Raw genomic sequence first — 22,509 nt, 5'->3', positions numbered from 1 at the left:
GGAGGTAGGGTTTCCCCATGCGCCTGCTGCCTCATCCGTCCACGGAGAACATCCAGCTCACGGAGGTTCTGCGGGCACTCAGCGACCCCGTACGTCTTGAGATCGTGAGCCGCCTCGCCGCAGCCGGCGAGATGACGTGCACGGTCGCGGGCGACGACCTCGGGGTGCACAAGTCGACCGCCTCGCACCACTACCGCACACTGCGCGAGGCCGGCGTGGTCCTCACCAAGCAGGAGGGCAGGCTCAAGTACATGAGCCTGCGCCGCGACGACCTGGAGAGCCGCTTCCCCGGCCTGCTCGACGCGGTGCTCACCGCGACGCTCCCCGTCCCCGCCGCCGCGCATGCCTGATGCGGTGCTGCCCATCCGGCACGTCCTGCCCGAGCTGCTCGCGGCGCTCGACCGGCACGGCTGCGCGGTCCTGACGGCTCCACCCGGCACCGGCAAGACCACCGTCGTCCCCCTGGCACTGGCCGAGGCGGGCCTGCGGGTCGTGGTCGCCGAGCCGCGCAGGCTCGCCGTCCGCGCGGCGGCCCGCCGCATGGGCGTCAGCCACACCATCAGGGGCGAGCGCCACGTCGGCGCCAACCCCATGGTCGAGGTCGTCACCACCGGCGTGCTGCTCCAGCGCCTCCAGCGCGACCAGGAGCTGCCCGGGGTGGACGCGGTCGTCCTCGACGAGTGCCACGAGCGGCACCTCGACGCGGACACGGCGCTGGCGTTCCTCCTCGACGTACGCCAGACGCTCCGCCCCGACCTGCGCCTGCTCGCCACCTCGGCCACCGCCGACGCCCAGCCGTGGGCCGACCTGCTCGGCGGCCCCGTCGTCGCCGCCACCGGCGCCGCCCACCCGGTGGAGACCGTCTGGGCCCCGCCAACGCGCCCGGTCGCCCCGCCGCACGGCCTGCGCGTCGATCCCGCGCTGCTGTCGCACGTGGCCGCCGTCGTGCGCCGGGCGCTGGCCGAGCGGGACGGCGACGTGCTGTGCTTCCTGCCCGGCGTCGGCGAGATCGCCAAGGTGGCGGGGATGCTGGCGGGCGACGTCGAGCACCTCCTGCAAGTCCACGGGCAGGCGCCCGCCCACGTCCAGGACGCCGTGCTGAGCCCGGGGACGGCGCGCCGGGTGGTGCTGGCCACGTCGGTCGCCGAGTCGAGCCTGACCGTTCCCGGCGTGCGCGTGGTGGTGGACGCGGGGCTGGCCCGCGAGCCCCGTACGGACCACGCCAGGGGGCTGGGCTCGCTTACCACGGTCCGCGTCTCCAAGGCGTCGGCCACCCAGCGCGCCGGCCGCGCGGGCCGCGAGGCTCCTGGCGCGGTGTACCGCTGCTGGTCGGCGGCCGAGCACGAGCGGCTGGCCGACCACGCGCGGCCGGAGATCGCGCTCGCCGACCTGACGGGCTTCGCGCTGCAGGCGGCCTGCTGGGGCGCGCCGGACGCGTCCGGCCTGGCCCTCCTCGACCCGCCGCCGCCCGCAGCCCTGTCCGCCGCCCTCCGCACCCTGGAACTCCTCGACGCGCTCACCGAGGGGGCGGAGCGTGCGCGGGTGACGGAGCGGGGGCGGCGGATGGCGCTCGCCGGCGTGCACCCGCGCCTGGCCAGGGCCCTGCTCGACCTCGGCCCCGACGCCGCAGAGGTGGTCGCCCTGCTGTCGGAACAACTCCCCAGGGACGCCTCCGACGACCTGGCGGAGGTCTGGCGCGCGGCCCGCCGAGGCGGCGCCGGCTTTCCGGCCCGCTGGCGCCAGGAAACGGCCCGCCTGCGCCGAACCGCCACAGCCGCCCGCACCACCGCGAACGCCCGCACCACCACGAACGCCCGCACCGGCCCCACAACAGACGCGCTGGCCGGGACGGCGGTCGCCCTGGCCTTCCCCGAACGGGTCGCCCGCCGCCGAGGCGGCGGCTACCTCATGGCGTCCGGCACCCAGGCCCAGCTCCCGGACGGCTCCAAGCTCCAGACCGCCGAATGGCTGGCCATCGCGATCGCCGACCGCCCCACCGGCTCCGCCTCGGCCCGCATCCGCCAGGCCGTCGTCATCGACGAGCCCACCGCGAGAGCGACCGTCGGCACCACCACCCAGGACGAGATCACCTGGCACGTCCCGCCGGGCGAACGACGCGGCGACGTCTCGGCCCGCCGCGTCGAACGCCTCGGCGCGATCGAACTGAATGCCACCCCGCTCAAGAACGCCGACGTCCGCGACGCCATCCTGCACGGCCTGCGCACCGAGGGCCTGCTCACCTGGACGAGACAGGCCAAGGACCTGCGCGACCGCCTCGCGTTCTGCCACCGCGCGCTCGGCGCCCCCTGGCCCCCGATGGACGACCTCGTCGCCCTCGCCGACCAGTGGCTGGAGCCCGAGCTGAGCAGGGCCCGCCGCCGCGCGGACGTGGAGCGCATCGACGTCGCCGCCGCGCTGCGACGCCTGATCCCCTGGAGCGAACGCCTCGACCTGACGGCCCCCGAGCGCATCGAGGTGCCCACCGGCTCCAGCGTGCGCCTGGACTACTCGGGCGACCAGCCGGTGCTGGCGGTCAAGCTGCAGGAGCTGTTCGGCTGGCAGGAGACCCCGCGCATCGCCGGCGTCCCCGTCCTGGTGCATCTGCTCTCCCCGGCGGGCCGCCCCCTCGCCGTCACGGCCGACCTGGCCTCGTTCTGGCGGGAGGGCTACCGCCACGTACGCGCGGAGATGCGCGGCCGCTACCCCAAGCACCCCTGGCCGGAGGACCCGCTCACCGCCCAGCCCACCCGCCGCACCAAGAGGAACACCCCATGACCGACTGGCAGGCCGAGGCGGCCCTGGACAACGCGCGCTGGTGCGACCTGATGTGCCGCGCGCACGGCGTCCCCGGCACGTTCACGCCGCTGACCTGGACCAACCCGTCCAGGACCCCGCCGTACTACCCCGACGCGGTCACCCTCTCCCCGGAGGCGACGGCCGCCGACCTGCTCCCCCGCCTCGACGCGGGCCCGGGCGCGTCGATCAAGGACAGCTTCGCCACCCTCGACCTGCCGGGCTTCGACGTGCTGTTCGAGGCCCAGTGGATCCATCGCGACGCCCCCGCCAGGACGGGCGCCTCGTGGCAGGTCGTCCAGGACGAGGAAGGCCTCGCCGCGTGGGAGCGGGCGTGCGGCCTGAGCGGCCTGTTCCTGCCCGCGCTCCTCGACGAGGCCACCATCGTGCACGCCCCCGACCTCGGCTCCGGCGCCGTCCTGACGGCGACAGGCCCGGCCGTGGGCGTGTCGAACGTGTTCGGCGACTGGGACGGCGTCCTGGCGACGGCGGCCGAGCTGTTCCCCGGCCGCCCCCTGGTCGGCTACGAGAGCGACCCGGCCCCCGCGCTGCGGCACGGCTTCACCGCCATCGGCCCGCTGCGCGTCTGGCTCAGGGCCTGAGGTCGTCCAGCGTCGGGTTCTCCAGGACGGGGTAGCGCTCGCCGCCCACCCCCAGATCCTTGAACCCGCTCGACGTGGCGATGCACACGACGGGCCCGTCGAAGTCCCTGCGCAGCCTGCGGTGCCCGGCCAGCCCCGCCGTGCCCGACAGCTCCTGCCACAGCCCGGCCCGCGCCAGCTCGCGCTGCGCCCGCCGCATCTCCTCGTCGGTCACCAGCACGGCCTCGCCGCCGCTGTCGCGCACGGCGACGACCCCGCGGTGCCCGCCGACGGACCCGGCGACGCCGTACGCGTCGGTGGGCCCCAGCTCGACGACGGCGGCGGGCGCGCCGGTGGCCAGCGCCTTGGCGTGCGGCCCGCCTGCGGCCGTCTCGCAGGAGAACATCCGCGGCGCCTTCTCCGTCACCCCGAGCAGCAGCAGCTCGCAGAACCCCTTCCACACCCCGTAGAGCAGCTCGGCGTAGCCGGTGGGCGTGAACACGGCCGCGGGCACCTCGCCTAGTTGCAGGAACAGCTCGTACGCGATCGTCTTGTACCCCTCGGGCCCGAACGGGTGCCCGGTGTGCGTCACGGTCTGGTTGCTGACCGGGTGGTACCCGAGCCGGTCGACGACCTCCCGCAGCAGCGGCCACCGCTTCTCGCCGGGCATGGACACGACCTTCGCCCCGTACGCGCGTACGAACGACTGCACGGCGGGCGGCGAATCCGCGGAGGCCAGCACGATGGCGCGGAGCCCGGCGCGGGCGGCGTAGGCGGCGGCCGAGGCGCCGTGGTTGCCGGAGGAGGCCACGACCACGCCGGGCGCGCCCGCGGCGACGGCGGCGCTCACGGTGACCCGGTTGAGCCGGTCCTTGTGCGACCAGGTCGGGTTGCGCGACTCGTCCTTGATGTAGACGTCGCCGAACGGCAGGAGCGGCGTGCCGCCCTCGCCGAGCGTGGGCGCGTCCAGCGGCGGCAGCAGGGGCGACCAGCGCGCCAGGTCGGGCCCCGGCGTCTGGTCGAACAGGCCGCGGTCGACCTTCGCGTAGTCGTAGCCGACGTCCAGCGGGTAGGCGATCTCGTCGGTGCTGGTCTTGGGGCAGCCTCTCGTCAGTGGCGGGAACAGCGGGAACTCGGCCGATGGGTCACCCAGGGAACGCTGGCGGAGGGCAAGCGAAGGTCCGTTCACGTGAATCGACCCTATCGACCCTCGCAACGATGAGTGAAAACCTGCACACTCTTCTCATGTTGTGGGCAGGCAGGTCCGCCATCGAGATCGCGACGGCCGTCCGGCATGGTGAGGTCAGTGCCACGACCGTCGTCGAGGAGCATCTCCACGTCATCTCGGAGCGGGACCAGAAGATAGGGGCGTTCCGGCGGGTCAGGGAGCAGGCCGTGCACGAGGCGCGGCTGCTGCAGAAGCGGCGCGACCTGGCCGACCTGCCGCTGGCGGGCGTGCCGGTGGCGGTCAAGGACAACCTGGAGGTGGCGGGCGAGGCCACGCGGGGCGGGTCGGCCGCCACGCCTGGCACGCCCGCGCCGGAGGACCACGTGACGGTGGCGCGGCTGAGGGCGGCGGGGGCGGTGATCGTGGGCGTCACCAACCTGCCGGAGCTGGGGCTGGTGGCGCTGGGCGACAGCGCGTACGGCATCGTCCGCAACCCGTGGAACACCGCGCGCACGGCGGGCGGCTCGTCGTCGGGCAGCGCGGCGGCGGTGGCGGCGGGCATGGTGCCGATCGCGCTCGGCAACGACGGCATGGGCTCGCTGCGCATCCCGGCGGCGTGCTGCGGCGTGCTGGCCGTCAAGCCGGGCACCGGCCTGGTGCCCCCGCCCGCGGACGACTGGGAGCGGCTGACCGAGAACGGCCCGCTGGCCACCACCGCCCCGGATCTGGCGCTGGCGCTGTCGGTGCTGGCCGCCGATCCGGCGCTGGCGGAGGCGTGGCGGGGCGGTCGGCGGGTGGAGCCGCCGCCGCGCATGCTGCGCTCGGTCTGGGCGGACGACGACGAGGTGTGGGAGGCGCAGCCGCCGCCCGCCAGCCCTGAGCCGTTCGACCTGCGGGTGGCGTACGCGCCGCAGCCGCTGCCGCCCGGCATGCGGATGGACAAGGAGTTCGCCTCGGCGGTGCGCGGCGCGGCGGAGACGCTGCGCGTGGCCGGGCACACGGTCGTCGAGCACGAGCACAGGCTGCCCGTGTGGCTCGGCCCGGCCACGATCGCGACCTGGCTGGTCAGGGCGGCCGTGTCAGCCGACGGCCTGGAGGGGCTGGAGCGCCGCACGAGGGCGCTGGCCCGCGCGGGCCGGATGCTGCGGGCGCTCAGGCTGGACGGGGTACGCGGCCGGGAGCGCTGGAGCGGCTACGGTGCCGACCAGTGGTTCGGCGAGGCGGACGCGCTGATCACGCCCGCTCTGGCCGCCGTCCCGCCGAAGGCCGAGCGCTGGGGCGAGCGCGGCTTCGTGCGCAACGCGTGGACGAACGTCACCTACGCCCCCACCGCCGGCCCGTGGAACATGTGCGGCTGGCCCGCCATCAGCGTCCCGGTGGCGACGCACTCCAGCGCGATGCCCATCGCCGTCCAGATCGTCGCCCCGCCGGGCGGCGAGCCGCATCTCCTGGGCCTGGCGGCCCAGCTCCAGGCGGCCCATCCACCGCTGCGACCGCCGGGGTTCTCGTTCTGACGGTGCCGCCCCGTAGGGTCTCCTGGCATGATCCAGTCCGCAGATCTGATCACCTTACGCACGAAGCTGGCGACCGCGTCCCCGGCGAACGCCTGGAAGGCCGTCCGGCGCCTCGCGCTGGGCGGCCGCGGCCGCGAGGCGCTTGCCCTGGCCGACGACTACGCCCAGATCGCGAAGCCGTCCACGGACAAGCTGCTCAAGCTCTGGCCGCAGGCGCTCGACCCCGACGGGTTCGCGGAGCACGTGCTGGCCCCGGCCTTCGACGCGGAGGGCTGTGCCGAGCTGAAGCTGAGCAGAGCCGGCTCGCTCACCGGGCTGCGTCACCTGACGATGCTGGAGAGCCTGACCCTCGACCACTGCAAGACGCTGACGGACCTGTCCGAGGTGGCCGCGCTGAGCGGGCTGCGCGCGCTGGAGCTGGACGGCTGCACGGCCGTCAGCGATCTCCGGCCGCTGTCCGGGCTGTCCGGGCTGGAGAGCCTGCTGCTCCGCAACTGCCGCCAGGTGGCGAACCTGACCCCGCTGTTCGGCCTGCGCGGCCTGCGCCGCCTCGACCTGCGCGGCACGTCGGTGGCGAGCGTCGCGGGGGTCGGTGACACCTTTCCCCGCCTCGAAGTGCTCGACCTGAGCGGCTGCCGGCACCTCGAGGACGTGCGCGGCCTGTCGGGGCTGCGCGACCTCAGGGAGCTGGACCTGAGCCGCACCAAGATCACCACCTTGGAAGGGCTGCGCGACCTCGGCTCCGTCACCGAGCTGCACCTGCACAGCACCCGCTTGACCGGCCTCGACGGCATCGGCGTCATGACGGAGCTGGAGACGCTCTACCTGGGCGGCAGCACGAAGCTGAAGAGCCTCGACGGCTTCGGCCGCCATCCCCGCCTCACCACTCTGGGCCTGCCGCCCGCCGCGCTGCCCGACCTGCGCCCGCTGTCGCGGCTGCCCGCGCTGCGGCGGCTCTGCATCGACAGGGATCAGCGGCTCACCTCGCTCGACGGGCTCGAAGGGCACCCGTCGCTGGAGGAGCTGCACCTGGCCTACGCGGAGGACCTGACCGACTTCTCGGCGCTCGCCCGCATGCCCGCCCTGCGCGTGCTGACCCTCCAGGGGCTGGAGCAGCTCGCCGACCTCACCCCGTTCTCGGGCCTGCCGCACCTGGAGCAACTGCACGTCTGCTTCACCGATGACCTGCGCACCTTCGGCGACGTCGATCGCCTGCCCGCGCTGCGCACGCTCGACCTCTACAACTGCCCCAGGCTGAGCGACCTCGGCGCGATCACCGGCCTTCCGTCGCTCAAGGAGGTCCGCGTCGCCGACTGCCGCGCGTTGCCCGCCGACCTCGTCGGCGAGCTGAAGGCCCGGGGCCTGTACCAGAAGTACTGAGCCCCGGGCGCGCACTCAGATGCCGATCGGATGCCAGACGGTCTTGGTCTCCAGGAAGCGCGTCATGCGGCCGGTCCCCGGATCGGCCGCCCAGTCCTCCCGCACCGGCCGCAGCACCCGCTTGAGGTTCTCCGCCGCCGCCTGCTCGCAGCTCAGCGCCAGGTCGGCGTCCTCGACCCCGGTCAGGTCGAGCCCGTTGACGTCCATGTGCGCCGCCAGCCACGGCGCCAGCTCGGCCTGCCGCCCGGTGAGAACGTTGACCACCCCGCCCGGCAGGTCGGACGTGGCCAGCACCTCGGCCAGGGTGATCGCCGCCAGCGGCGCGGGCTCGGAGGCGACCACGACACAGGTGTTGCCGGTCACGATCACCGGCGCGACCACGGACACCAGCCCGAGCAGCGGATCGGCGGGCGCCACCACGGCCACCACGCCGGTCGGCTCCGGCGTGGACAGGTTGAAGTAGGGCCCGGCCACCGGGTTCGCCGCCCCGTGCACCGAGGTGATCTTGTCGGACCAGCCCGCGTACCAGACGAGCCGGTCGATGGCCGCGTCCACCTGCTCCAGCGCGGCGCGCTTGCCGCCGCCGACCTCCTCGGCGAACTGCGCGCGCCGCCCCTCCAGCATCTCGGCGACGCGGTAGAGGATCTGCCCCCTGTTGTACGGCGTCGCACCCGACCACCCGGGGAACGCCTTGCGCGCGGCCACCACGGCGTCGCGGGCGTCCTTGCGCGAGGCCCGCGAGGCGTTGGCGAGGAACTCGCCCTTGGCCGAGGTCACGGGGTAGGACCTTCCACTCTCGGAGCGCGGGAACGCCCCGCCGATGTACAGCTTGTAGGTCTTCTTGACGGACAACCTACTCATCGCCCCGCCCCCTCCACGTGGACTCCTGCGACATCTGGACCGGGACGAAGACCTGCCCGCACCGGCTCACGCCGCAGCGGTGGGCGTACCAGCCGGTGCGCACGGGCCGACCGGCCCTGGCGAAGGCGTGCCCCCTGGTGGCCTCGGCGCGCCGCTGACGGCGGCGGGCACGGCGGTGCTCACACATCAAGGTAGGCCTCCAGCCCGGCGAGCCCGCCCTCACGCCCGTACCCCGACTCCTTGTAGCCGCCGAACGGCGAGGTCGGGTCGAACTTGTTGAACGTGTTGGCCCAGACCACTCCGGCCCTGAGCTTGTCGGCCATCCACAGGATGCGCGAGCCCTTCTCGGTCCACACCCCGGCCGACAGCCCGTACGGCGTGTTGTTGGCCTTCTCGACGGCCTCGGCGGGCGTGCGGAAGGTCAGCACCGACAGCACGGGGCCGAAGATCTCCTCCCTGGCGATGCTGTGCGACTGCGCGACGCCGGTGAACAGCGTCGGCGGGAACCAGAACCCCTTGCCGGGCAGCTCGCACGCGGGCGACCAGCGCTCGGCCCCCTCGGACTCGCCCAGGTCGCTCAGCCGACGGATCTTGGCGAGCTGCTCGGCCGAGTTGACGGCGCCGATGTCGGTGTTCTTGTCCAGCGGGTCGCCCAGCCGCAGCGTGCCCAGCCGCCGCTTGAGCGCGGCCAGCAGCTCCTCCTGGATCGACTCCTGGACGAGCAGCCGCGACCCCGCGCAGCACACGTGGCCCTGGTTGAAGAAGATCCCGTTGACGATCCCCTCCACGGCCTGGTCGATGGCCGCGTCGTCGAAGACGATGTTCGCGGCCTTGCCGCCCAGCTCCAGGGTGAGCTTCTTGTTCGTGCCCGCGACCGACCTGGCGATGACCCGGCCGACCTCGGTGGAGCCGGTGAAGGCCACCTTGTTCACGTCGGGGTGCGCCACCACGGCGGCGCCGGTCTCGCCCGCGCCGGTGACGATGTTCACCACGCCGGGCGGCAGGTCGGCCTGCCGGCAGATGTCGGCGAACAGCAGCGCGGTCAGCGGCGTCGTCTCGGCCGGCTTGAGCACCACGGTGTTGCCGCAGGCCAGCGCGGGAGCGATCTTCCAGGCCAGCATGAGCAGCGGGAAGTTCCACGGGATGACCTGCCCGGCGACGCCGAGCGGCTTCGTCCCGAACCCGGCGTAGGCCAGCTTGTCGGCCCACCCGGCGTAGTAGAAGAAGTGCGCCGCCACCAGCGGCACGTCCACGTCGCGCGACTCGCGGATCGGCTTGCCGTTGTCCAGCGACTCCAGCACGGCCAGCTCCCTGGCCCGCTCCTGGATCAGCCGCGCGATGCGGAACAGGTACTTGGCCCGCTCGGCGCCGGGCAGCGCGCTCCAGACGCCGAACGCCTTGCGCGCGGCCTGGACGGCACGGTCGACGTCGTCGGAGGTGGCGGTGGCCACCTCGGCCAGCGTCTCCTCGGTGGCGGGGTTGACGGTCTTGAAGGAAGGGCCGGAGCCGTCGACGAACTCACCGTTGATGAACAGCCCGTAGGAGGACTTCAGGTCAACGACGTCGCGCGACTCGGGGGCCGGTGCATACTCGAACATCGTCTAGTCCAGGGTGAAGTAGTCGGGACCCGCGTACCGGCCGGTGGCCAGCTTCTGGCGCTGCATCAGCAGGTCGTTGAGCAGCGAGGAGGCGCCGAGCCTGAACCAGTCGGGGGTCAGCCAGTCGTCGCCGGCCGTCTCGTTGACCAGCACCAGGTTCTTGATGGCGTCCTTGGTGGTGCGGATGCCGCCCGCCGGCTTCACGCCGATCTGGCGGCCCGTCGCGTCGCGGAAGTCGCGCACGGCCTCCAGCATGATCAGGGTGACCGGCGGCGTGGCGGCCGGTGACACCTTGCCGGTGGAGGTCTTGATGAAGTCGGCGCCGGCCAGCATCGCCAGCCAGGACGCGCGCCGCACGTTGTCGTAGGTGGACAGCTCGCCGGTCTCCAGGATGACCTTCAGGTGGGCCGGCCCGCAGGCCGCCTTCACCGCGACGATCTCCTCGTACACCTTCATGTACCGCCCGGACAGGAACGCGCCCCGATCGATCACCATGTCGATCTCGTCGGCCCCGGCCGACACCGCCAGCGCGGTGTCGCTCACCTTGACCTCCAGCGAGGTGCGGCCGCTGGGGAACGCGGTGGCCACCGAGGCCACCTTGATACCGGTGCCCTTGAGCGCCTCGACCGCGACGGGGACGAGGTCGGGGTAGACGCAGACGGCCGCCACCGAGGGCGCGTCGCCGCCGGGCCGGACGGCCTTGGCACACATCGCGCGCACCTTGCCGGCCGTGTCGGCCCCTTCCAGCGTGGTCAGGTCGACCATCGAGATGGCCAGGTCAATGGCCTGCGCCTTGGCCGTGGTCTTGATCGAACGGGTGCCCAGCATCGCCGCCCGCTGGTCCGCGCCGACCCGGTCGACCCCGGGCAGGCCGTGCAGAAATGCTCGCAACGCGGCTTCGGACGAAGCGACGTCCGCGAGCGAGGTAGTCACAGTTGACACCTAGACAGCATCGCCGACCAGGCCCACTACCTCCAAACCGGACCACCTTAGGGCACCCGGGGCCCGGGTCCTAGGTATGCCGGGGGCGTTCTCGCGCCGGAGATAAGGCATCCACCCGATGTGGCGGGGCGGGCCTTAGCCCGAAGCTTAAGTGTGTCGGCAAGCGACACGAACAAACAGGAGAAACACCATGCATCCCGAGATGGAATACCAGCTCATGAAGAGTCAGGCGAGCGAGCTGCGCGAGGCGGCCGCCCATCACCGTCGCGTACGTGAGGTCGAGCGTGCCAACAAGAGCGAGCGCCGCTCGTTCTTCGGCAAGCGCCGTACGTCATGACCGTCCCACGAGAACCCGGCCGCGATCTCGCTCGCGGCCGGGTCTCGATACCGCCATAAACCGTCGAAAGCACCGGAAGTGGCATGACATGCTGGACGACATGCGGGGACGTTCTGTCAGTCCCGTCTTCGTAGGGCGGGAAGAGGAGCTGGCGGCGCTGGCGGAAAGCTTCGCCGAAGCGCGCTCGGGCACCGCGACGGCCGTCCTGCTGGGGGGCGAGGCCGGGGTCGGCAAGACCAGGCTCGTCCAGCGCTTCGCCGAGCAGTGCGCCGCCGGCGGCGCCCACGTGCTCTTCGGGGGCTGCGTGGAGCTGTCCACCGAGGGTCTGGCGTACGCGCCCTTCACCGCCGCGCTCCGCCAGCTCGTCCGCGAGCAGGGGCCGGCCGCCGTGGCGGCGCTGCTGCCGGACGGCGCCGAGCGCGACCTGGCCAGACTGCTGCCCGAGTTCGGGGAGCCCAACGGCGACGGCGAGACCGACACCGGCCGCGCGCGCCTGTTCGAGCAGTTCCTCACCCTCCTCGAACGCCTGGCCGACAGCCGCCCCACCATCCTCGTCATCGAGGACATCCACTGGGCCGACCGCTCCAGCCGCGACCTCATCGCCTTCCTCAGCCGCAACCTGCACACGCCGCAGGTGCTGATGGTCATGACATACCGGTCCGACGACCTGCACCGCCAGCACCCGCTCAGGCCGGTCCTGGCCGAGCTGGGCCGCGTCCACGGCGTGCACCGGCTCGATCTGCCCCGCCTGTCGCGCGACGAGGTCGCGCAGCAGATGACCGCGATCCTCGGCACGACCTCCGAGTACGGTGCGGTCGAGAAGGTCTACGAGCGCAGCGAGGGTATCCCGCTGTTCGTCGAGGCGCTGCTGGAGTGCGGCGTCGACTGCACCTTCCCCGACTCCATGCAGGACCTCATCCTCGGCTCCGTCGAGCGGCTGCCCGAGGAGACCCAGCGCGTGCTGCGCGTGGCCGCCGCCGGCGGCATCCGCGTCGGCCACCCGCTGCTGGCGGCCGTGAGCGGCCTGTCCGACGTCGAGCTGGAGAGCGCGCTGCGCCCCGCCATCGCCGGCAACGTGCTGCAGATCGCCGACAACCGCGCCTACGTCTTCCGGCACTCCCTCATCCGCGAGGCCGTCCACGACGAGCTGCTGCCCGGCGAGCACCAGCGGCTGCACGCCAGGTTCGCCGAGGCGATCTCCAAGGACCGCAGGCTCGTCCCGCCCGGCCGCGCCGCCGTCGAGCTGGCACACCACTGGTACGGCGCCCGCGACGACCGCTGGGCCCTCATCTCGGCCTGGGAGGCGGCGCAGAAGTCGTTCAAGGCCTACGCCTACACCGAGGCCGTCCCGCTGCTGGAGCGAGTGCTCCTGCTGTGGGACCGGGTGCCGGACGCCGCCGAGCTCATCGGGGCCGACCACACCGCCGTACTGGAGCGCGCCTCCGAGGCGGCGAACGCCGGCGGCGAGGTCGACAAGGTCGTCAGATTCGTCAAGGCCGCGCTGTCCCAGCTCGACGAGACGCGGGAGCCCGAACGGGTGGCCCAGCTCATCGTGCGCCGGTCCGCGTGCAAGAACTCCAAGGGCCAGCCGGGCGTCATCGACGACCTCAGGCAGGCGCTCGACCTGGTCCCCGGCGACAGCCTCGACCGGGCCCACGTCGTCATGACGCTGAGCCGCCACCTGATGCTGCGCGGCCGGATCGAGGAGGCCCGCGGCCTCCTCGACGAGGGCCTGCGCCTGGCCAGGAAGTACGGCGACCGCTGCCTCGAAGGCGACCTGCTGATGAACCAGGCGCTCGGCCACTCCTTCAACGGCGACACGGAGAACACGGTCACGCTCAACGAGCAGGCGCTGCGGATCGGCAGGGACGAGGACTCCGCCCGCCTGATCACCCGGGCGCTCGCCAACAACATCGACGCGCTGCTCGACATGGGCCGCGAGGACGAGGCGCTGCGCCTGGCCGAGGACGGCTGGCGGACCTCCAAGAAGTACGGCAGGCTGCGCGCCAGCGGCCTGTTCATCGCCAACAACTGGGCCGAGGCGCTGGAGGTGCTGGGCCGCTGGGACGAGGCGATCGAGATCGTCGAGAACGCGCTCAGCCACGGCCCCGTCCTGCGCCACAGGTACGCCCTGCTGCGCGTGCGCGCCGACATCGCCATGGCCAGGGGCGAGCTGCCGTTCGTCGAGGCGCTGCTGGCGGAGATCGGGGTGTTCAAGGACCACCACGAGGAGTTCGTCCAGGACATCGTCAACAACGCCCGCCTGCGCATCGGCTGGCGCCTGACCAACGGCGATCCAGGAGGCGCGCTGCACGAGGCCGAGGAGGTCCTCACGCGGCTCAAGCAGCCGAGCAAGGCCATGCTCGGCTGGCGGCTGCTGTCCACGCTCCGCGTCGTCTGCGACGCCGTCCAGGACATCGAGCCGGAACGCACCGAGTCCGTACGCCGGCACGCCGCCGAGGTGGCCGCCGGGCTGACCGCCAAGGGGCCGGTCGTGGAGGCGTACCGGCTGTCGTACTCCGGCGACTTCGACGCCGCGGCGGCGGCCTGGGAGCGGCTGCGGCGCCCGCACAACCAGGCCAAGGCGCTGCTGCGGGCAGCCGGCGTGGCCGCCCGCGACGGTGACAGGGAGGGTGCGGCGACCCGGCTGAAGGCGGCGCTCCCGCTGGCCGAGTCGCTGCGCGCGGCCCCGCTCGTGACCGACATCGAGGCGCTGTCGCGCCGGGTGGGCGGCCTCCAGCAGGCGCACGAGCCGTCCGAGCTGCTCACGCCGCGCGAGCTGGAGGTGCTGCGCCTGGTCACCCAGGGGCGGACCAACCGCGACATCGCGGCCGAGCTGTTCATCTCGGCGAAGACGGTGAGCGTGCACGTGTCGAACATCCTGGGCAAGCTCGGCGTCACCACGCGCGGCGAGGCGGCCGCGGCCGCCCACCGGCTCTCGCTGCTCTCCTAGAGGAACGCCTCCACCAGGAGGATCACCCCGAAGACGGCGAACGCGGCGGCGGCGCCGTACCTGATGACCTTCTCGGGCAGGTGCTTGCCCAGCAGCCGCCCCACGAGGATGGCCAGCGCGTCGGCCGCCACCATGCCCACCGTCGAGCCGATCCACGTGCCGACCCAGTCGTCGTAGCGCGTCGCCAGCGTGATGGTCGCCAGCATCGTCTTGTCGCCCAGCTCGCTCAGGAAGAACGCCACGGTCACCGCGATCAGCGCGTTCCTGGTGGTGCGCTGGGCCTTCTTCGACTCCTCCTCGGTCAGCTCGTCGCCGCGCAGCGTCCACGCGGCGAAGCCGAGGAAGGCCAGGCCCGCCACGACGGAGATCGCCGTCGTCGGCAGCCAGTCGCCGACCAGCCCGCCCAGCGCGACACTGAGCAGGTGCACGACGGCCGTGGCGACCGTGATGCCCAGGATCACGGTCCACGCCTTGAAACGGGTGGCGAACGTCATCGCCATGAGCTGGCTCTTGTCACCGAGCTCGGCCACGAAGATGGCGACGGTGCTGATCCAGAACGCTTCCAACGGTCCTCTTCCGCGCGACCAGGCCGGAAGCAGGCACCCAGGGAGATTTCGGGCACGACTTCGGCCCGGCAGCGTCTTTGTCATGACTGCCAGGCCGAAGGTCTCGTCCGCCCGTTCAAGGCCCGCGCGACCGGGCACCCAGAGGTGCCAGTGTGTCGATCACGCGATTGGGACTACTCCCCTTCGGTAATTCTGAACAACCATAACAGCCCCGGCCCGGTGCCTATTCCCCGATTTCGCAGCCCACCAGCACCGGCTCGTTGACCAGCGTGACCCCGAACTTCTCGCGCACCCCGTCACGCACCTCCCTGGCCAGGGCCAGCAGGTCGGCGGCGGTGGCGCTGCCGGTCGGGTTGGTGAGGGCGAGCGTGTGCTTGGTGGAGATGCGCACGGGGCCGCGCGTGTACCCCTTGGGGTAGCCCGCCTGCTCGATCAGCCACGCGGCCGGCACCTTGACCAGCCCGCCGGGCAACTCCCAGCGCGGATGCCCGGGCGCGCGCACGGCCAGCTCCGCCGCCTGCTCCGGCGTCAGCACCGGGTTGGTGAAGAACGAGCCCGCGCTGCGCGTGTCGGGATCGTCCGGGTCGAGCACCATGCCCTTGCCCCTGCGCAGCTCCAGAACGGCCGCACGGGCCCGGTCGAGCGGCACCCGGCCGCCGGCCTCGGTGCCCAGCCTGCGGGCCAGCTCCTCGTAGGCCAGCGGCCCGGACAACTCGGACTGATCCAGCGCGTACGTCACCGCCAGCACCACGTACCTGGACAGGTCGCGCTTGAAGAGGCTGTCGCGATAGGAGAAGCCGCACTGCCGGGCCTCCAGGTCCACCACCTGCCGGGTGCGCCGGTCATAGGCGCGCACACACCTGATGGTCTGGGCGACCTCCTGCCCGTACGCCCCGACGTTCTGGATGGGCGTCGAGCCCACCAGGCCGGGCACGCCGGACAAGCACTCGATGCCCGACCAGCCCTCGGCAACCGCGCGGGCCGCCAGCCGGTCCCAGTCCTCGCCCGCCGCGACCACCAGCACGACCTGCTCGCCGTCGCGCGAGACGGTCACGCCCTCGGTGGCGACCTTGACGACCAGCCCGTCGAACCCCTCGTCGGCCACCACGACGTTGCTGCCCCCGCCGAGCACCAGCGTGGGGACGCCGTTCATGTCGGCTTCGGCGATCAGTGACACGAGCTGCTCCGCCGAGGTCGCCTCGGCGAAGTCACGGGCGGGGCCGCCCAGACGCAGCGTGGTGTACGGCGCGAGCATCTCCATGAGCAACTAGCTTAGGAGGCACTCAGCATGCGCAGCACCCCGTCGTAGTTGCGCCGGGACTCCCGGTCCAGGTAGCCGGACGGCACCTCGTGCCTGCCCAGCCACTCCACGTGCGGCGGCTCGTCGGGGACGACCAGGTCGCCGCGCAGGGCCAGCGAGAGCTCCAGATCGGCGTACGCGCCGTAGCAGGCGTCCTCCGGCAGCGCCCCGATCGCCTGCGCGCGGCGCACCGCGAACAGCCCTCCGGTCAGCGCCCGCACCTTCCCGGGCCCCGCCTGCCGCCACTCCGGCCCCGCGCCGCCCGGCCCCTCCTGCCACTGCGGCATGATGCCGATGCTCGTGTGCTCCGTGGCGCCGTCCGACGGCTCCAGGCCGCGCCAGCCCGCCGCCACCGCGCCCTCCACGACCGCGGCTACCAGCGGGGTCAGCGCGTCGCCGCGCAGCGCCACGTCCGTGTCCATCAGCACGTGCACCTCGGACTCGTCCAGCCGCAGCAGCTTCGCCCTGCCCTCGCCCCACGTCGCGGTGCCGCCCCGCCAGTGCGGCTGCTCGGCGACGTGCCAGGCGGCGATCCGCTCCGGATACCGCTCGGCCAGCTCACGCAGCACGTCGCCCGCGCCGTCCACGTTCCCCAGGTCGAGGGCGAAGATCCGGGCGTTCGTGTGGTCCACGAGCGACTGCAGGCACGTGCGCACGTCCTCAGGCCAGCCGTCCACGAGCAGGCCAGCGCCGACCGTGACGTCCTTGGTCTCCATGCGTTGCCGCTCGGTGTCGATGCCCAGCTCGTCGAGCCGGTTGGTGGCCAGCGTGCCGTCCCAGACGCGCTGGGCGTGCAACATCTCGTCGCCCGGGTCGCCGTGCTGGCCGGGATCTCCGGAGAAGCCCAGCTCGGCGGCGGGGTTCATCCTGGCGTGCTCGCCCTCGGTGTGCTCGTTCCCGTGCCGGGGGCTGCCCGCCGTGCCGACCCCGGGGGCCCGCCCGCCGCCGCCCATGGTCGCGCCTCCCGCGGTGTCCCGGCCGGTGCCGGTGCCGCCCGCCACCCTTCCCGGCCGCGCGGGGCGCAGGTGGGCGGGCGGCTTGGCGTCGGTCACCGCGGAAACGGGGATCGATTGGATCGTCGGCCAAACCTGTCGCGCAGCATCAGTCATACCGACACGCGCTACCCGCGAGCCGCCCTTCGTATCACGAGAGCTGGACCACCGCCCGCGCCTTGGACAGCACCTTCGCGTCCCCGGACTTCGCGGTCAGCCCCACGACCACCCTCTTGTCCTCAAGCTTCTCCTCCACGACCCCGCTCACCGAGATCGTCGCCCCGCGATCGTCGTCCGGCACGACCACCATCGACGAGAACCGCACCCCGAAGTCCACCACCGCCCCCGGATCCCCCGCCCAGTCGGTGACGAACCGCCCGGCCTGCGCCATCGTGTACATGCCGTGCGCGATCACGTCGGGCAGCCCCACCATCTTGGCGAAGCGCTCGTTCCAGTGGATCTGGTTGAAGTCGCCGGACGCGCCCGCGTACATCACGAGGTTGACCCGCCGCACGTTGTACTCCGCGGCCGGCAGCTCCTGCCCGACCTCGACCTCGTCGTACCGCACCGTGGCAGTCATCTCAGCCGGCCCCTCCACGCTCGACGATCGTGTTGTACGTCACGCAGACCTGCTCGCCCTGCACCGTCCGCACGTCGCTCCTGACCGTCAGCAGCTCGTTGCGCCCGGCCGTGCGGATGTCGGTGATCGTGGACGAGATGACGAGCTCGTCGCCGGCGTGGACGGGCCGCACGTACTCGAACCGCTGCTCGCCGTGCACCACCATGGCCAGGTTCAGCCCCAGGTCGGGGTCCACCAGCGCCTCGCCGCCGCTCTGCAGGCTGAAGACGATGGGGAAGGTGGGCGGCGCGATCACGTCGGGGTACCCGGCGGCCTGGGCGGCCTCCCTGTCGCGGTAGAGCGGGTTGTTGTCGCCGATCGCGGCCGCGAACTCCTTGATCTTCACCCTGCTGACCTCGTACGGGGCACTCGGCGGATAGGTTCTGCCCACGAAGTCACGATTCAAGGCCATCGCTGCTCCCTCGCATGTCTCCGTCCCAGCGCTGATGGGCCGACGCTAACAGAACAAGGTTCGGCTGTCGCTGGGGATGGCCTGCTTTTTGCCCGGCACATGCGATGGCCCGGAAAAGGCCCAGAAAACACGACAAACCGGCGCCCTGCTAGGGGACGCCGGTTGTGCGAGATGTCGCTAGGTATGTCTGTAGGAGGGCAGAAGCCCTGCCCGGAGGCCCTATCGGGTCTCGCGGTGCGCGCGGTGGCAGCGGCAGTTGGGGCAGTACTTCTTCAGCTCAAGCCGATCCGGGTCGTTGCGCCGGTTCTTCCGCGTGATGTAGTTGCGGTGCTTGCACTCCTGGCAGGCCAGCGTGATCTTAGGCCTAACGTCGGTGGCAGCCACTTGGGAGTGCCTTTCTACGTTCGGGACATGGACACGCCCATACCCAGGCCTGGCGACCTGGGATTGGGCAGTAGCGGAGGCCGGACTTGAACCGGCGACACAACGATTATGAGCCGTTTGCTCTGCCTGACTGAGCTACTCCGCCTTTGAGCCGGAAAGGCCCGGCCCGTAGAGGATACCCGACACGGCGAGCACATTCGTAACTCACCCGGTCAGGTGGGGTGCTCCCAGTATGCCTCAGGAACCCCGACAACCGAAATCAACCGCCCGGCAGCCCCGCCCGCCGCGGCCCTCCCCCGAGGGGTGATCAGCGTAGCAGCCTTCAGGTGGTGCCACCGAGCCGCCCGCGGACCTTGGCCAACAGGTCGTCGGGAAGCGGCGCGTAACCGTACAAAGAGAGGTAGGACTGCCCGGCGTCGCTCGCCGTGTAGCCGAGGAAGGTGAGCACCACCGGGTCCGTGTTCCGCGCGCAGATGATCTCGTACGTCGTGAGGATCAGCGAGTAGGCGCCGGAAGCCTTGGTCGTGTAGTCGATCCGCACCACGAGATCGTCCGCCCGCCCGGCGCTCTTCGCCCCCTTCAACGCCCTGCTCGCGCTCTGCGGCGACAGCGCCACGAACTGCCCTGCCCCGTTACGGATCTTCGCCACCGTCAACCGCGCACTGCTCGCGAACCCGTACTCCACGTACCCGATCGAGTCCCGCGTGTGCCTGACGGCCCGCGTCATGTCACTGGAGCTCACCACCCCGCGCCCGGGCCCCTCCCACCGCCTCGACGGCGGCTGCGGCCACCGCCCGGCCGCCCGCAGGTAGGACAGGAAGTTGTGGGTGGTGCCCGAGTCGTCGGAACGGTGAAAGGTGTGAATCTTCGCGTCCGGCAGCCTGCCGCCCCGGTTGTCCGCCGCGATCCGCGGATCGTCCCACCTGGTGATGCGCCCGCTGAAGATGCCCGTCAGCGTGCCCGGCGACAACCTCAGATCCGGCACCGACGGCAGGTTGTACGCCACCGCGATCGGCCCCACCACCATCGGCAGATGCACCGCCCGATCACCACACCGCCGATCCGCCCGCACCTGCTCCTCAGGCGTCATCGGCACATCGGACCCCGCGAACGCACTGCGCCCCTCGATGAAATCCCTGATCCCGGCGCCGGAACCGTTGGCGTCATAGGTCACCCGCAACCCCGGATGCATCCGCGCGAAATCGGCCCGCCACGCGTCCATCGCGCCCTTCTGCGCCGTGGAGCCCGAACCGCGCGCCGCATCGGTGACCGGCGGCTCCCGGCGCTCACCGTCGCCGCCGAGCAGCACCATTCCGCTCGCCACGGCTACCACGATCACCACGATGATGGCGGCGACCACGGCCGCTGAGGCGATCCAGGTTGACCTTGCCATTTTTCTCAGGCTACGGACGCGGGGGCTCGGGGCCCATCAGCCTCGTCTCAAATCTCGGGCTTGATCCAACAAGCTGCGCCCCGCACCCGGCCTGAGTCATCGGCGCGGGTGCCCGAATGGCGAACCCGCGTGGCATGCTGAGGGCGTGGCACTGATCGAAGCAGCCCGCCGGCAGGCCGGAGCCGCCGTGAGCCGGTACGGGCAGCAAGTGGCCGCCCGCCCCGTCCTCACCCTCGCCACCAGCGGCGTCGTCGCCGGCCTGTGCGTGTTCGCCATCGGAGCAGTGTTCGCCGTCCTGGTCGGCGACGATCCGATTCCCTGGGGCTGGTATGCCAAGGTGGCGATCGTCCAGGCAGCGGCCTGGTGGGTGATGGCTCTGCTCGTGCGCGGTCGCCGATCAAGGCGGTAGGCGCCGCGTGCCGTGCCCCTCGGCCTCCGAGGCGACCGGCCGCGACCTGCCCGGCGGCTGACAACAGGCTCAGCCGTGCCCGTACATGGCGGGCCCGAGCCGGCGGCTGGGCGATGGGTACGCGGAGATCTCCGGGATCGCGGGAGGCGGCCAGGATGAGCATGGACAACAAAAAGCCCGACCTGAGAGATTCTCAGACCGGGCGATCCTCTTGCTCACGATGCGAGCCCCCAAACGGAATCGAACCGTTGACCTTCTCCTTACCATGCAGATTCGCGCATTCCAGCGACCTCGGATAATTCGCGTAAGACCAGGTCAACGTGGCAGTCCTTGGCAGATCAGAGGCGATCGGAGAGATCGTTAGCCCGTTTCTATCGCGAATCCATCGCGAATGGAAACGGAGCCCAAAACGATCACCGTTCGTGCCTCCGCCCGAGAATGAGTGACGGCCGATCGGCCGTCAGGCGAAACTCCGAGTAACACCTTCCGCACACATATGTGAACAACGCATGCTGTTAACCCCGGCACAAGGGGAGACAGCCGGGACTCACGGAACATCAGCAGCCAGGGGGGCTCCTGCATGACCATCCCGTCACCACAACCCCGCACCACCACCACAACCCACTCCGTCTTCGCCGCCCTCGAACACACCTTCCCCGCCTGGGAGATCAACGTCTCCCGGCACGGCATGTGGAGCGCCGTCCGCGTCCAGGAGCCGACCCCGCAGCAACTCGCCGCCGGCCTGCTCCCGCACATCGTCCGCCGCAGCCGCGACGACCTCGTGGCCACGCTGATCGAGCAACTGCTCATCGCCCAAGGGTGCTGATCAATGCTGCGGGCGATCCTCCGGCGGCACGACGAACGTCCCCTGGGAGCGTTTGATGACCACCAATCCCTCCTCGGCGAGCAGGTAGACCGCATGCAGCGCCGTGTTGCGGCCGATCTCGTACTGCTGCATCAGCCGCGGGATGGCCGGGATCGTCGTACGGGGCGGGAACTCGCCGCGAAGGATCCGCTCCCGGAGGTCGTCGGCGACCTCTTCGTAGCGGTACTTCGGCTCCCACTTGATCATGAGGAGAAGGTAGTAGTGCCAGGCACGCCCAGGTACACCGGGAATTACCCAGGCCGTCCCGGGTGGTACTGGGACCACCCTTGCGGTCCTACCCGATCCTCCGACATCTGAGGTTTCCTGAACGACTTGTGCGGGAACAGCAGACAAAAGCGGCGGCGCGGGAATCAGTCATCCCAACCGATGCTGTCGGGCCCGCGCCGCCGCGTTCACCTAACTCCTCGCCGGCGGGCCCCCGCACGCAGGACAGTGACGCGCCGTCCACGACGCCCGGACCCGGACACTGTGCGGCTCAGACTTCATGTTGCCCGACGGGCCGCGGCAGGGCTCATACTCCAGCGCGGCGCAGTACTCGAGCGGGCACGCGGTCTCGTACGGCGGCAGACGGTGGTCGTCATCGCCGTGAAAGGCGCGCGCGGCGGCAAGCGCACGCCGTTGCATGCGTGCATCCCACGCAGCCAAGCGCTCTGAAAGCCGCGGATCCCCGTTGTCGGCCACGTTGAAGGCTGGCCCCTCTGCTCGGATCGCCTGCACCTCGGCCTCGCGAGCAATCTCTCTGGTTGGGAAATGCTCGTATTTGGCGCTTGCAACAAGGTGCCACCAGGGCTGAACGGCAGCATGCCCGTCAAGACGCACCAGAGGTGCTTCAGTGATCCCGATGTAGAGCAAGGTGCCTTCGTCGTCGAAGAATCGGTAGAGGGTTGCCACGCACGCCTCCCGCGAGAACCAGCAGGCGCGAGTCTAGCGGCTTGCCTCAGCCCTTCTGCGCTTCTCTCTTGCCGGTGATGACGACTTCATCGCTCGGCAACAGCTTCTCCTCGGTTCCGCGGCGAGCTAGGACAACGAGGGCTACGCCTTCATCGATGTCGAGCTCGACCCGCTCGGCCGGCGTCGGCATGCGGATCGTGACCTTGTCGGCGGCCCCGAGTTCGATCCGCTGGCGCTCGCGTGGTGTCCGCACGTAGGAGCCTTCGCCGCGGCGAGTGGCGACGAGCCCTTCGGAGCGGAGGACTGCGAGCGCCTTGCGAGCTGCTTCGCGGCCGACAGCGTACTGCTCGGCGAGCTTGAACTCTCCCGGCAGATCGGTTCCGGGAGCCAGGTCGCCTGAGCGGATCTGGTTGCGCAGGATGTCCGCCAGTTGCTGGTAGACGGGCACGTAGCTCCTCGGATTGATCGTCACAGGTATGAGGTTATAGACGCACAAGCATTCTGTGATCTTGTGCGCTATACCTGCTCAA

At 71.5% G+C, this 22,509-nt stretch carries 24 protein-coding genes and 1 tRNA gene; 9 read left to right on the top strand and 16 right to left on the bottom strand.

Going from position 1 to position 22,509, the window contains the following annotated elements:
• The first annotated feature begins 17 nt into the window (after positions 1-17).
• The 3 genes from FXF51_RS06475 to FXF51_RS06465 are packed head-to-tail and all read left to right on the top strand — an operon-like array spanning position 18 to position 3,395.
• Positions 18-350, top strand: coding sequence for an ArsR/SmtB family transcription factor (locus FXF51_RS06475; protein WP_148433338.1), 333 nt, complete (start codon positions 18-20; stop codon positions 348-350).
• Entirely contained in the window at positions 343-2,775 is a 2,433-nt protein-coding gene (hrpB, locus tag FXF51_RS06470; protein WP_148433337.1) for an ATP-dependent helicase HrpB, read from the top strand. The genes FXF51_RS06475 and hrpB overlap by 8 nt, the downstream gene beginning before the upstream one ends.
• The gene (locus FXF51_RS06465; protein ID WP_148433336.1) at positions 2,772-3,395 is read left to right on the top strand and encodes a hypothetical protein; all 624 of its coding nucleotides are present in this window, start codon (positions 2,772-2,774) and stop codon (positions 3,393-3,395) included. The genes hrpB and FXF51_RS06465 overlap by 4 nt, the downstream gene beginning before the upstream one ends.
• Here the strand turns inward: FXF51_RS06465 and FXF51_RS06460 are convergent.
• Entirely contained in the window at positions 3,385-4,563 is a 1,179-nt protein-coding gene (locus tag FXF51_RS06460; protein WP_148433335.1) for a pyridoxal-phosphate dependent enzyme, read from the bottom strand. The genes FXF51_RS06465 and FXF51_RS06460 overlap by 11 nt on opposite strands.
• Positions 4,564-4,592: 29 nt before the next feature.
• On the opposite strand from FXF51_RS06460, the gene FXF51_RS06455 reads away from it, so the two are divergent.
• Entirely contained in the window at positions 4,593-6,056 is a 1,464-nt protein-coding gene (locus FXF51_RS06455; RefSeq protein WP_262379317.1) for an amidase, read from the top strand.
• Between the two features lie 27 nt (positions 6,057-6,083).
• Positions 6,084-7,436, top strand: a complete 1,353-nt coding sequence (locus FXF51_RS06450) for a leucine-rich repeat domain-containing protein (protein WP_148433334.1) — start codon at positions 6,084-6,086, stop codon at positions 7,434-7,436.
• 15 nt (positions 7,437-7,451) lie between these two features.
• On the opposite strand, the gene FXF51_RS06445 is transcribed toward FXF51_RS06450, so the two are convergent.
• From FXF51_RS06445 to deoC, 4 genes are read right to left on the bottom strand one after another with little or no spacing between them, the layout of a single operon-like run.
• Positions 7,452-8,297 carry an aldehyde dehydrogenase family protein gene (locus FXF51_RS06445; RefSeq protein WP_148433333.1) on the bottom strand — a complete coding sequence of 282 codons (846 nt, stop codon included), beginning with the start codon at positions 8,295-8,297 and terminating at the stop codon, positions 7,452-7,454.
• The gene (locus tag FXF51_RS06440) at positions 8,290-8,484 is read right to left on the bottom strand and encodes a hypothetical protein (protein ID WP_148433332.1); all 195 of its coding nucleotides are present in this window, start codon (positions 8,482-8,484) and stop codon (positions 8,290-8,292) included. The genes FXF51_RS06445 and FXF51_RS06440 overlap by 8 nt, the downstream gene beginning before the upstream one ends.
• Positions 8,477-9,895, bottom strand: a complete 1,419-nt coding sequence (locus tag FXF51_RS06435) for an aldehyde dehydrogenase family protein (RefSeq protein ID WP_148433331.1) — start codon at positions 9,893-9,895, stop codon at positions 8,477-8,479. The genes FXF51_RS06440 and FXF51_RS06435 overlap by 8 nt, the downstream gene beginning before the upstream one ends.
• 3 nt (positions 9,896-9,898) lie before the next feature.
• Positions 9,899-10,828, bottom strand: a complete 930-nt coding sequence (gene deoC, locus FXF51_RS06430) for a deoxyribose-phosphate aldolase (RefSeq protein WP_148433330.1) — start codon at positions 10,826-10,828, stop codon at positions 9,899-9,901.
• A 199-nt stretch (positions 10,829-11,027) separates the two neighbouring features.
• Between deoC and FXF51_RS60610 the strand changes: the two genes are divergently transcribed.
• Positions 11,028-11,174 carry a hypothetical protein gene (locus tag FXF51_RS60610; protein WP_187414217.1) on the top strand — a complete coding sequence of 49 codons (147 nt, stop codon included), beginning with the start codon at positions 11,028-11,030 and terminating at the stop codon, positions 11,172-11,174.
• Between the two features lie 100 nt (positions 11,175-11,274).
• On the top strand, positions 11,275-14,127 hold the full coding sequence (locus FXF51_RS06425; protein ID WP_262379314.1) for an ATP-binding protein: 2,853 nt from the start codon (positions 11,275-11,277) through the stop codon (positions 14,125-14,127).
• Here FXF51_RS06425 and FXF51_RS06420 read toward each other — a convergent pair.
• The 8 genes from FXF51_RS06420 to pstS form a co-directional block, all read right to left on the bottom strand.
• Positions 14,124-14,693 carry a TMEM165/GDT1 family protein gene (locus tag FXF51_RS06420; RefSeq protein ID WP_148433328.1) on the bottom strand — a complete coding sequence of 190 codons (570 nt, stop codon included), beginning with the start codon at positions 14,691-14,693 and terminating at the stop codon, positions 14,124-14,126. The two genes, FXF51_RS06425 and FXF51_RS06420, sit on opposite strands and share 4 nt — an antisense overlap.
• Positions 14,694-14,916: 223 nt before the next feature.
• On the bottom strand, positions 14,917-15,954 hold the full coding sequence (locus FXF51_RS06415) for a UDP-N-acetylmuramate dehydrogenase (protein ID WP_148433327.1): 1,038 nt from the start codon (positions 15,952-15,954) through the stop codon (positions 14,917-14,919).
• 11 nt (positions 15,955-15,965) lie between these two features.
• On the bottom strand, positions 15,966-17,045 hold the full coding sequence (locus FXF51_RS06410; RefSeq protein ID WP_148433326.1) for a glycosyltransferase family 2 protein: 1,080 nt from the start codon (positions 17,043-17,045) through the stop codon (positions 15,966-15,968).
• 91 nt (positions 17,046-17,136) lie between these two features.
• Positions 17,137-17,565 carry a MaoC family dehydratase gene (locus FXF51_RS06405; protein WP_148433325.1) on the bottom strand — a complete coding sequence of 143 codons (429 nt, stop codon included), beginning with the start codon at positions 17,563-17,565 and terminating at the stop codon, positions 17,137-17,139.
• Position 17,566: 1 nt separating this feature from the next.
• Entirely contained in the window at positions 17,567-18,016 is a 450-nt protein-coding gene (locus FXF51_RS06400; RefSeq protein ID WP_148433324.1) for a MaoC family dehydratase N-terminal domain-containing protein, read from the bottom strand.
• A gap of 219 nt (positions 18,017-18,235) precedes the next feature.
• Positions 18,236-18,400 (bottom strand): 50S ribosomal protein L33, encoded by a 165-nt coding sequence (gene rpmG, locus FXF51_RS06395; RefSeq protein WP_019632658.1) that lies wholly within the window; start codon positions 18,398-18,400, stop codon positions 18,236-18,238.
• Positions 18,401-18,471: 71 nt separating this feature from the next.
• Positions 18,472-18,545: transfer RNA gene (locus FXF51_RS06390), tRNA-Met, on the bottom strand.
• Between the two features lie 177 nt (positions 18,546-18,722).
• Complete coding sequence (pstS, locus tag FXF51_RS06385) at positions 18,723-19,793, bottom strand: phosphate ABC transporter substrate-binding protein PstS (protein WP_148433323.1); 1,071 nt, start codon at positions 19,791-19,793, stop codon at positions 18,723-18,725.
• 145 nt (positions 19,794-19,938) lie between these two features.
• On the opposite strand from pstS, the gene FXF51_RS06380 reads away from it, so the two are divergent.
• Together FXF51_RS06380 and FXF51_RS06375 are read left to right on the top strand one after the other, a co-directional pair.
• Positions 19,939-20,202, top strand: coding sequence for a hypothetical protein (locus tag FXF51_RS06380; protein ID WP_148433322.1), 264 nt, complete (start codon positions 19,939-19,941; stop codon positions 20,200-20,202).
• A 580-nt stretch (positions 20,203-20,782) separates the two neighbouring features.
• The gene (locus FXF51_RS06375) at positions 20,783-21,028 is read left to right on the top strand and encodes a hypothetical protein (RefSeq protein WP_148433321.1); all 246 of its coding nucleotides are present in this window, start codon (positions 20,783-20,785) and stop codon (positions 21,026-21,028) included.
• Here FXF51_RS06375 and FXF51_RS06370 read toward each other — a convergent pair whose 3' ends face one another.
• The 3 genes from FXF51_RS06370 to FXF51_RS06360 form a co-directional block, all read right to left on the bottom strand.
• Positions 21,029-21,274 carry a winged helix-turn-helix domain-containing protein gene (locus FXF51_RS06370; protein WP_148433320.1) on the bottom strand — a complete coding sequence of 82 codons (246 nt, stop codon included), beginning with the start codon at positions 21,272-21,274 and terminating at the stop codon, positions 21,029-21,031. It abuts the gene before it with no gap.
• A 210-nt stretch (positions 21,275-21,484) separates the two neighbouring features.
• Complete coding sequence (locus FXF51_RS06365; protein ID WP_148433319.1) at positions 21,485-21,979, bottom strand: GIY-YIG nuclease family protein; 495 nt, start codon at positions 21,977-21,979, stop codon at positions 21,485-21,487.
• 46 nt (positions 21,980-22,025) lie between these two features.
• On the bottom strand, positions 22,026-22,451 hold the full coding sequence (locus tag FXF51_RS06360) for a GntR family transcriptional regulator (protein ID WP_187414215.1): 426 nt from the start codon (positions 22,449-22,451) through the stop codon (positions 22,026-22,028).
• Positions 22,452-22,509 lie beyond the last annotated feature (58 nt).

The organism is Nonomuraea sp. PA05, from assembly GCF_008086045.1.
GTDB lineage: Bacteria > Actinomycetota > Actinomycetes > Streptosporangiales > Streptosporangiaceae > Nonomuraea > Nonomuraea monospora.
This window is presented reverse-complemented; position numbering and strand designations above follow the sequence as displayed.

What these genes read in the sequence shown, in the direction of transcription:
- FXF51_RS06475 (WP_148433338.1), top strand. Translation starts at nt 18, where the DNA reads ATGCGCCTGCTGCCTCATCCGTCCACGGAGAACATCCAGCTCACGGAG.
- hrpB (WP_148433337.1), top strand. Translation starts at nt 343, where the DNA reads ATGCCTGATGCGGTGCTGCCCATCCGGCACGTCCTGCCCGAGCTGCTC.
- FXF51_RS06465 (WP_148433336.1), top strand. Translation starts at nt 2,772, where the DNA reads ATGACCGACTGGCAGGCCGAGGCGGCCCTGGACAACGCGCGCTGGTGC.
- FXF51_RS06455 (WP_262379317.1), top strand. Translation starts at nt 4,593, where the DNA reads ATGAGTGAAAACCTGCACACTCTTCTCATGTTGTGGGCAGGCAGGTCC.
- FXF51_RS06450 (WP_148433334.1), top strand. Translation starts at nt 6,084, where the DNA reads ATGATCCAGTCCGCAGATCTGATCACCTTACGCACGAAGCTGGCGACC.
- FXF51_RS06445 (WP_148433333.1), bottom strand. Translation starts at nt 8,297, where the DNA reads ATGAGTAGGTTGTCCGTCAAGAAGACCTACAAGCTGTACATCGGCGGG.
- FXF51_RS06440 (WP_148433332.1), bottom strand. Translation starts at nt 8,484, where the DNA reads ATGTGTGAGCACCGCCGTGCCCGCCGCCGTCAGCGGCGCGCCGAGGCC.
- FXF51_RS06435 (WP_148433331.1), bottom strand. Translation starts at nt 9,895, where the DNA reads ATGTTCGAGTATGCACCGGCCCCCGAGTCGCGCGACGTCGTTGACCTG.
- FXF51_RS60610 (WP_187414217.1), top strand. Translation starts at nt 11,028, where the DNA reads ATGCATCCCGAGATGGAATACCAGCTCATGAAGAGTCAGGCGAGCGAG.
- FXF51_RS06425 (WP_262379314.1), top strand. Translation starts at nt 11,275, where the DNA reads ATGCGGGGACGTTCTGTCAGTCCCGTCTTCGTAGGGCGGGAAGAGGAG.
- FXF51_RS06415 (WP_148433327.1), bottom strand. Translation starts at nt 15,954, where the DNA reads ATGGAGATGCTCGCGCCGTACACCACGCTGCGTCTGGGCGGCCCCGCC.
- FXF51_RS06405 (WP_148433325.1), bottom strand. Translation starts at nt 17,565, where the DNA reads ATGACTGCCACGGTGCGGTACGACGAGGTCGAGGTCGGGCAGGAGCTG.
- FXF51_RS06400 (WP_148433324.1), bottom strand. Translation starts at nt 18,016, where the DNA reads ATGGCCTTGAATCGTGACTTCGTGGGCAGAACCTATCCGCCGAGTGCC.
- pstS (WP_148433323.1), bottom strand. Translation starts at nt 19,793, where the DNA reads ATGGCAAGGTCAACCTGGATCGCCTCAGCGGCCGTGGTCGCCGCCATC.
- FXF51_RS06375 (WP_148433321.1), top strand. Translation starts at nt 20,783, where the DNA reads ATGACCATCCCGTCACCACAACCCCGCACCACCACCACAACCCACTCC.
- FXF51_RS06370 (WP_148433320.1), bottom strand. Translation starts at nt 21,274, where the DNA reads ATGATCAAGTGGGAGCCGAAGTACCGCTACGAAGAGGTCGCCGACGAC.